7 protein-coding genes are annotated in these 8,174 nt (G+C 72.3%); 4 read left to right on the top strand and 3 right to left on the bottom strand.

Annotation, left to right across the window (positions count from 1 at the left end):
- Positions 1 to 156: 156 nt before the first annotated feature.
- The 4 genes from ABGB05_RS30480 to ABGB05_RS30465 all read left to right on the top strand — a co-directional run bounded on the left by ABGB05_RS30480 (position 157) and on the right by ABGB05_RS30465 (position 4,012).
- On the top strand, positions 157 to 1,029 hold the full coding sequence (locus ABGB05_RS30480) for a glycosyltransferase (RefSeq protein ID WP_347657380.1): 873 nt from the start codon (positions 157 to 159) through the stop codon (positions 1,027 to 1,029).
- A gap of 45 nt (positions 1,030 to 1,074) precedes the next feature.
- Positions 1,075 to 2,133, top strand: coding sequence for a glycosyltransferase (locus tag ABGB05_RS30475; RefSeq protein ID WP_347657379.1), 1,059 nt, complete (start codon positions 1,075 to 1,077; stop codon positions 2,131 to 2,133).
- Between the two features lies 1 nt (position 2,134).
- The gene (locus ABGB05_RS30470) at positions 2,135 to 3,019 is read left to right on the top strand and encodes a glycosyltransferase (RefSeq protein ID WP_347657378.1); all 885 of its coding nucleotides are present in this window, start codon (positions 2,135 to 2,137) and stop codon (positions 3,017 to 3,019) included.
- A 66-nt stretch (positions 3,020 to 3,085) separates the two neighbouring features.
- The gene (locus ABGB05_RS30465) at positions 3,086 to 4,012 is read left to right on the top strand and encodes a DUF3500 domain-containing protein (RefSeq protein WP_347657384.1); all 927 of its coding nucleotides are present in this window, start codon (positions 3,086 to 3,088) and stop codon (positions 4,010 to 4,012) included.
- A 55-nt stretch (positions 4,013 to 4,067) separates the two neighbouring features.
- Here the strand turns inward: ABGB05_RS30465 and ABGB05_RS30460 are convergent, their stop codons facing one another.
- From ABGB05_RS30460 to secA2, 3 genes are all read right to left on the bottom strand, one after another.
- Complete coding sequence (locus ABGB05_RS30460) at positions 4,068 to 4,574, bottom strand: DUF2231 domain-containing protein (RefSeq protein ID WP_347657377.1); 507 nt, start codon at positions 4,572 to 4,574, stop codon at positions 4,068 to 4,070.
- 98 nt (positions 4,575 to 4,672) lie between these two features.
- Entirely contained in the window at positions 4,673 to 5,413 is a 741-nt protein-coding gene (locus tag ABGB05_RS30455) for a GAF and ANTAR domain-containing protein (protein ID WP_347657383.1), read from the bottom strand.
- 237 nt (positions 5,414 to 5,650) lie between these two features.
- Positions 5,651 to 7,945, bottom strand: a complete 2,295-nt coding sequence (gene secA2, locus ABGB05_RS30450; RefSeq protein WP_347657376.1) for an accessory Sec system translocase SecA2 — start codon at positions 7,943 to 7,945, stop codon at positions 5,651 to 5,653.
- Positions 7,946 to 8,174: the final 229 nt, after the last annotated feature.

Below are 8,174 nucleotides of genomic sequence, written 5' to 3'. Positions count from 1 at the left end.
CCGTGCAGATGGTTGTCTTGGTCGATAACCCATCTACCGGAGACCTCACCGCATCCCGGTCACCGACACGCCCAGCCGATCTACCTCACAGCCAGGACCACAGGGCACTTATGACACACGGCCTAGGATGGGGACTCCGGGCGCGAGGAGGAGTCGATGTACTCCGTCGGCATCTGTATCGACGAAGGCTACTTCCTGCCCGCGCTGGCCACCCTGACCTCCCTGGCCGACAGCCGGGGACCGGCCGAGGTCAGGTCCATCGGCGTGCGCGTGCTGACCACCGACCTGGCCCGCAGCCGCGCCGCCACCATGGCCGCGGTCGTACACCGCCTCGGCTTCGGCTCCTTCGACCTGCGATGGCAGCGCACCGACGCGCACTGGCGCCTGGCGAGCTGCGGTCACATTTCCGCGGCGACGTACCTGCGTTTCGGCTTCACCCGTCGGTTCGTCGACCGCCCGCACTTCGTCTACCTCGACGCCGACCTGCTCGTCCTCGGTGACCTCTCCGGTCCGTTCGACTCGCTGGCCACCGGCCAGGTCGCCCTCGTACGCGACCGGCTGGTGCACGCCGTCGGTCGGGGTCAGGCCCTGCCCGGGGTGGTGCAACGCTGGCCGTCGTTCGCGGGCCGGCCGTACTACAACGCCGGCGTCATGTGGTGCGCGAGCGAGACCCTGCCCGGGCTGCGTGGGCACATCGCGACCATCATGGCTCGCGCGCAACAGCACATACACTTCAACGACCAGGACGCGCTGAACCTCTGGGCGCTGTTCTCCGGCGCGGTCGTGCCGGCCGGAGCGGCCTGGAACACCTTCGAACTGGAACGCTTCGAAGAGGGCGCCCACCTGTCGGACAACTCCGGCAGCGCCGATCCCGTCGTACTCCACTTCGTCGGCCCCGACAAGCCATGGCAACGGACGTGCCCGCCGTGTCGTGGGGTGAGGCTCTACCGTTCGTACCTCACGGCGGCGCGGCGGCTCACCAGCCAGGTCGGCGACCGGATCGCCGACCTTCCGCCGCTCGGCGGGTAGTGCGCGGGCCGGGTCCGACCGACCGCCGCAGGCTGAGGAGGTTCGTTGGTACAGGTACGGGGGCTGACCATCTGCATACCCACCCACCGAGGTCGCGGCCGCTACGTCTCGGCACTGCTCACGTCATTGGCCGCGCCCAGGCGGACGCTGTCGATTCCGGTCGAGATCATCGTTGTCGACGATTCGCCCGACGAGGAGTTCCGCGCACTCGACCGCCGCTGTGCCGAGCTGGCCGTCCGGCACCTGCGCGGCCCGCGACCGGCCGGTGCGAAACGCAACCTCGCCGCGCGCGAGGCTCGCTTCGACCTCCTGTTGTTCATCGACTCCGACTGCCTCGCGACTCCCGACCTGCTCTCCGGTCACGTCGACGCTATCCGGGCCGCCGCGCCCGACGTGGCGGGGGTGGTCGGCGCGACCGTCGCCCTCGACGACGGGCCACGGGACTGGCAGCCCATCGACTTCAGCCGCTGGTGCCGGTCGGACGCCCACCCGCCGGACGGACCGGTCGTCTGGGGGCCGACCAGCAACCTGTCCATCCTCCGTGCGGTCTTCCTGCGCCTCGGCGGATTCGACGAGGACATCTTCACCCCCGTCGGCGGCGAGGACGTCGACCTGGGCGCGCGCCTCTGCGACCACGGCTACCGCTGGATCGCCGGCCCGCGGGCGGTTGTCCTGCACCGACGCGACGCCACCGGCCGACTCACCCAGATCCTCAACAAGCAGTTCACGTACGGGCGGGCCGACGTCTTCCTGACCTCGCGCCACCAGGCACGACGGCGGTGGCGGGCCAACCCGTTCGTCCTCGGTGTCATCGCCGGGCTGACCTGCCTACCGTTCACGGGTCCGGCACCACTGATCGGGATACTGGTTCTCCTCGGGCCGCCGTTGGCGTACCTCGCCGTCGACCTGGCTCGCCGCGACCTGCGCAGGACCGCCGACCCGACCCGACACGGCGGATTCCCACCGCGTGCCGGGGGCCGTCTGGCCCACCTCGCCCGCCACGTGTCGGGAGTACTGGTGGACCTCTCGTTCGACGCCGGGGTCGCGTGGGAGGCCCTCCGTCGCGGTCGCCCCCTGCTGGCGCTACGCCGATTCTCCTACTGACATGCTCGCCGTCGGGCTCTGCGTCGACCAGCGCTACCTGCTGCCGTCACTCGTGACACTGGTGTCACTGGCCGAGGCCACCCCCGGCAGGGACAGGGCGACCATCGCGGTCCGGGTCCTCACGACCGACCTGTCGCGGGCCGACGTGGCGGCCCTGGGGGCGGCCGTCCGATGGCTCGGGTTCGCCTCCTTCGAAGCGCGACGGGAGATCCCCGCCGCCCACTGGCGCGTGGTCGAGGGCGGGTACATCTCCGCCGCCACGTACCTGCGGTTCCACTTCGACAAGGCGTTCCTCGACCGGCCGTACCTCGTCTACCTGGACAGCGACACCCTGGTCCTGGGTGACATCACCGCACCGCTCAACGCGCTTCCCGAACCGCGGATCGGCCTGGTCCGCGACCTCTTCAACCACACCGTCGGCCACGGTCCCGCGTTGCCCGCAGTGGCGCAGCGATGGCCGCCGTTCCGGGGCCGACCGTACTTCAACGCCGGCGCCATGTGGTGCCACACCGGGCTGCTGGCCCAGCTCCGGTCCGATGTGGCCTCGATCATGAACCGGGCTGCCCGACACATCCACTTCAACGACCAGGACGCACTGAACCTCTCGGTTCTGCACCGCGACAACGCCCAGCCGCTCGACGTCGAGTTCAACGCCTTCGAGACCGACCGCTACCGGGAGACCTGCGATTGGATCGTCTCCGTCATCCGGCTGCGGCCACCGCCGACATCGCCGGCCCTGCTGCACTTCGTCGGCAGCGACAAACCCTGGATCCCGACCTGTCCCCCGACGCCCGCCGTCCGCCTGCACCGCCGGTACCTGACCCGGGCCGCCGCCCTGCTCCGCGCGACCCCATCCCTGAGGCCCGCGCCGGTACGGGACAAGTAGGCTGGTCAGGTGGCTGAGGAGCGAGCGGGTGGCGTCAACCGGGGACCGACCACGCTCGGCGCACGGATGCGGACCGTGGCCACCGCCCTGCTCGACGCCCTGCCCGGCCCGACCCGGGACCTCGCCGCCCGGCCGTTCGCCGACGAGGCCGGCCGCCGGTGGCTCGAGTACCGGCCCCGCCCCCGACCCGGCGCCTGCCTGGCCGACCTCGACCGGACCGCGCGCAAGGCCACCCACCGCCTGCTCGCCACCGCACTGAGCCCGCACGCGTACGCCCAGGCCGCCACGATCATGGCCCTCGAGGAGGTCCTCGACCGGCAGGAGGGCTGGCAGCGGGGCCGGCACAGCGACGACTACCGGGTTGTCGTCTTCGGCGACCCGACCCGGGACGACATCTGGTCGTGGCGGTTCGAGGGACACCACCTCTCGGTCACGATGACCGTCGCCGGCGACCGGGTCTCCCCGGCACCGGTCTTCCTCGGGGCCAACCCGGCCCGGGTCAGCTACGCCGGCCGGCCGGTGAGCCGGCCGCTCGCTCCCGAGGAGGACCTGGCGTTCGCCCTGCTCGACGCGCTCGGTCCCCGGGGCCGGGCCGACGCGGTGGTCGCGGACGAGGCACCGGACGACATCCGTAGCGCCACCCGGGCTCGGGTCACCGGACGGATCACGCCCCTCGGCCTGCGGGCCGGCACGCTGTCCCCGACCCCGAGGGCCCTGCTCGACCAGCTCGTCGCGCTCTACCTCGACCGCCTACCGCCGGAGCTGGCCGCCGCCGAGGCGACCCGGATCGGCCGCGGCGACCTCCACTTCGCCTGGGAGGGCCCGACCCGGCCGGGCGGCCGGCACTACTACCGGATCCAGGGCGAGGACCTGCTGATCGAGTACGACAACACGAGCGACGACGGCAACCACGCGCACACCGTGCTGCGCCGCCCGGACAGCGACTTCGGTGACGACGTCCTCGCCGCCCACCGGGCCGACGCGCACACCTGAGCCGGGGTCCGCGCCGCGCACCGGGCCGGTCGCCCGACCCGGGGCACGCTCGCTCTCACCCGCCGCGGCGGCGCCCGAAGCCGCCGGCGACCGAGGAGGCCGGCGGGCCGAACCCGTCGAAGCCGGAGGGTTCCCGGGTCGGCGGGTCGAACTGCCGGACCAGGGCGCTACCCAACCGCACCCCGACCACCCCGAGTGCCAACCCCAGTAGTTCCACCGTGAGCAGTCCGCCGCTCGCCCCGTGCGCCGCCCTACCGGACCGGATCAGGCAGGCGAAGACGAAGAGCACCGCCACCGCGGCGTTCACCAGGTTGAAGGTGACCGCCGTCCGCCGGGTCCGGTCGCCGGGCACGTCCCAGAGGTCGACCAGGCCGGCGACGGCGGTGAGCCCGGCCGCGACCAGCGCCGCCACCGTGGTCCAGTAGCCGACCAGCCCGAGGAACACCGGTCCACCGAGGAGGTCCGCCAGGTCGAAGACGGTGGCGCAGACGAACAGTCCGAACGGGAAGGTCACCAGCATCGGCTGGATCGGATGCCCGTGTACCCGCAGGCGGCTCTGCATGACGTGGCCCTCCCCGGCTCGCCCATCGACCGGCCTTGCCCGTGCTACCCGTACGCCGTCGCGCCGAAACGACCCGGACCGGACGACGCCGGACGCGCTCAGGTGTCCCGGGGTCGGGTCACCGAGGTGACCAGCCGTTCGGCGACGTCCCGGACCGGTATGGCCAGGGTCGCCGAGGCGGTACGCAACACCTGCAGAGCTTCCGTGGCGTTGCAGCCACGTTGAGTCATGATAACCCCGATCGCCTGGTCGACGATCCGCCCGGCTGACGGCTTCCGGACGAACTCGCCGACCAGTTCCGCCTGCCGGTCCCGGTCCCGTACCGCGCCGAGCAGCAGGCCGGCGTGTTCGGCGAGCAGCATCGCGGTGAGCTGCTGGGCGGCCCCGAGCACACCGGGCTCGCGGGCGTACAGGTTGATCGAGCCGATCACGTGCTCGTCGACGTCCACCGGTACCGCCAGCACACCGTGTACGCCGAGGGCCAGCGCCTGCCCGGTCCAGCGCTGCCACCGGGCCTCCGCGCGCAGGTCCGCCGACCAGACCAGTTCCCGCTGCCGGATCGCGGTCATCGCCGGCCCGTCGGTGCCGTACCGGACGTCGTCGAGGGCGCGCAGCCGCGCCTCGGAGGCGGCGACCGAGGCCGGCGCCCCGGACCGCAGCACGGTGACCCCGCACCAGGTGACCTCGGCTATCGCGTCCTGGGTGGTCCGGGCCAGCCGGGCCAGCGCGGCGTCGAAGTCGTCGCTGGTGATCAGACCCGCGGTCACCTCACGCAACAGGGCCGCGGTCTCCAACACGCCCGGGACATCGTCGGAGACCTCGCCCGTGTCCGACCTCAACACCGCGCCGCAGCCTCCGCCGTCACCGCGGCCCCCGCGGTACGTCCGGTTCGTCTTCTCGCGTGTGTCATGGTCGCCTCTCCCGTGCGTCGCCGGCCCCGCGCCGGTACGACCCGCGCTTCTACCCCGACGAACAGGGGGACAAACCGCGCGTACCTGGAGAGAACGAATGTGACGACGGGGGCGTCGCGGGTACCGGGCCACCCACGACGCCCCCGTCGGAGTCCGCCGCGCGGGTCAGCGCGAACCGGAGCTGAGCCGACGGCCGACCGCGGCGATCAGCCGGTCGAGCTCGGAGCCGAACGGGTTGTCGTGCACCAGGTAGGTCCAGGTCGCGCTCGGCCGGACCAGCTTCGACTCGTCCGGCTCCCAGTCCTCGGTGAACTCGCTCTCCTCGAAGGTCTCCACCGTCCGGGTCTCGATCTCCGGCACCAGCGCGTTGAACGCCGGCACCGCCGACCGGTGGAACTCGTCGAGCGGGTCGAGCCGGCCCAGCGCCCGCAGGTGCACGCCCTCCCGGACCTCCGAGAGCTCCGCCAGGTGCTGCGCCCAGAGCCGGTCGAGGTGGTAGAGCGCGATCGACCGGCCGACCCGGGAGAGCAGCTCCTCGTCCATCTCCTTGGCCCGGTCCGGGAACCGGTCGGTGAGCATCTCCGCCGCCACCTCGGTGGTGAGCAGCCGCTCCCGCCGCTCGGCGAGCGCCTTACGCTGCTGCTCGATCACCACGCTGTACCGCCAGGTGTTGCGGTGGATCTCGTGGTTGACCCCCTCGGCGATCCGCTGGGCGTGCTCGACCGCGAAGTCGACCTGCTCGTCGGTGACCAGACCGTCGGCGTTCATCCGGGGCGACGGCGGAATCGCGTCCGCCGCGTGCCGGATCACCAGCTCGTCCTCGAGGCTGACGTAGAAGACCGACCGGCCCGGGTCACCCTGCCGGCCGGCCCGGCCCCGAAGCTGGTCGTCGACCCGGCGGCTGTCGTGCCGGCCGCTGCCGATCACGAAGAGGCCGCCGAGCTCGGCCACCCGGTCCCGGTCGGACTGGTCGCTGCCACCCAGCCGGATGTCGACGCCCCGACCCGCCATCTGGGTGGAGACGGTCACCGCGCCGTACGCGCCCGCCTCGGCGATGATCGCCGCCTCCTCGGCGTCGTTCTTCGCGTTCAGCACCGTGCACGGCACCCCGGCCTCCTGCAGCGCCGCCGCCAGCCGCTCCGACTCGCGTACGTCGAGGGTGCCGATCAGCACCGGCCGGCCGGTCTCGTGCTGCTCCCTGATCTCCTCGATCAGGGCCTCCTCCTTCTCCGCCCGGGTCGCGTAGATCCGGTCCGGGTCGTCGACCCGCACACACGGGGTGTTCGACGGGATCACCGCGACCTCGAGGTTGAAGAACTCCCGCAGCTGGTCGCCGACGAGTACGGCGGTCGCGGTCATGCCGCAGACGGTGCGGTAGAGCGCCACGTACGCCTGCACGGTGATGCTGCCGAGGATCTCCCCCTCGGCGGTGGCGTCCAGGCCCTCCTTGGCCTCGACCGCCGCCTGCAGCCCGTCCGGCCAGCGGCGCCGCTGCGCGACCCGGCCACGCATCTCGTCGATCAGCTCGACCCCGTCGTTGCGGACGATGTAGTCGACGTCCCGGTGCAGCAGGGCGTGCGCGTGCAGTGCGACGTTGACCGCGGAGAGCTGCTCGACGTGCTCGTCGTCGTAGAGGTCGATGCCACCGAGCCGGGACTCGACCTCGGCCAGGCCGGTGTCGGTGAAGGCGACGCTGCGACCGTCGTCGGCGACCAGGTAGTGCCGGCCGGGACGCAGCCCGCGCACCACGGCGGCGGCGGTGTGCACCGGGTCCTGCTCACCCGAGACGGCACCGGCGAGCACCATCGGCACCCGGGCCTCGTCGATCAGGATCGAGTCGGCCTCGTCGACGATGGCGGTGGTCAGCGGCGGCTGCACCCGGTCGTCGATGTCGGTCACCAGCTGGTCGCGGAGGAAGTCGAAGCCGGCCTCGCTGACCGAGACGTAGGTGACGTCGCAGGCGTACGCGGCCTGCCGCTCCTCCCGGGTGGAGGCCTCGGTCACCCAGCCGACGTTCAGCCCGAGCAGCCGGTAGACCGGCTCCATCCACTCCGCGTCCCGGCGGGCCAGGTAGTCGTTGACGGTGAGCACGTGCACCGGCCCGTTACCGCGCCGGACGTGTCCGTACGCGGCGATCGTGGCGGTCAGCGTCTTTCCCTCACCGGTGGCCATCTCGGCGACCTTGCCGGCCAGCAGCGACATCGCGCCGAGCAGCTGGACGTCGTACGGCCGCTGGTCGAGACCGCGTCGGGCCGCCTCCCTGCCGACCGCGCAGATCTCGACGAAGTCCTCGGCCCGGCCGGCCGCCTCGGTGAGCTCCTCGTCGGTGAGCTCGGTGAGGTCCTCCTCGCGTGCCTCGATCGTGGGCAGCAGCTTCTCCAGCGGCGCCAGATCAACTGTGGTACCCGGTCGTTGGAGGAAACGCCGGAACCTGGTCTTCAACCGTTGCGACACACCCATGTCCGGCAACGGTACGCGACTCCCCGGCGAATGTGCTGCCCGGCCGGGCCGGTGTCTCGTCCGGACTCGGACCGGATGTCGGAACCGGCGGGTACGGGCCCACCCGGCCGGCCGGGCGGCCGGCCCGGCGACCGAGGGCATCGACGTCCGTCGGCACGTCGGCGCGGCCGAGGCTCCCGCGCCACCCAGGGCCGGAACGGCGCGGGTACGACCGGCGCGCGGCGTCAGT

This window comes from Plantactinospora sp. B5E13, from assembly GCF_039871775.1.
Taxonomy (GTDB): Bacteria; Actinomycetota; Actinomycetes; order Mycobacteriales; family Micromonosporaceae; genus Plantactinospora.
Note: the sequence above shows the minus strand (reverse complement) of the source record. Positions and strands in the feature narration are given on the sequence as shown.

Excerpts from the sequence above, each read along its gene's own strand:
- ABGB05_RS30480 (WP_347657380.1), top strand. The coding sequence starts at position 157 with ATGTACTCCGTCGGCATCTGTATCGACGAAGGCTACTTCCTGCCCGCG.
- ABGB05_RS30470 (WP_347657378.1), top strand. The coding sequence starts at position 2,135 with ATGCTCGCCGTCGGGCTCTGCGTCGACCAGCGCTACCTGCTGCCGTCA.
- ABGB05_RS30465 (WP_347657384.1), top strand. The coding sequence starts at position 3,086 with ATGCGGACCGTGGCCACCGCCCTGCTCGACGCCCTGCCCGGCCCGACC.
- ABGB05_RS30460 (WP_347657377.1), bottom strand. The coding sequence starts at position 4,574 with ATGCAGAGCCGCCTGCGGGTACACGGGCATCCGATCCAGCCGATGCTG.
- secA2 (WP_347657376.1), bottom strand. The coding sequence starts at position 7,945 with ATGGGTGTGTCGCAACGGTTGAAGACCAGGTTCCGGCGTTTCCTCCAA.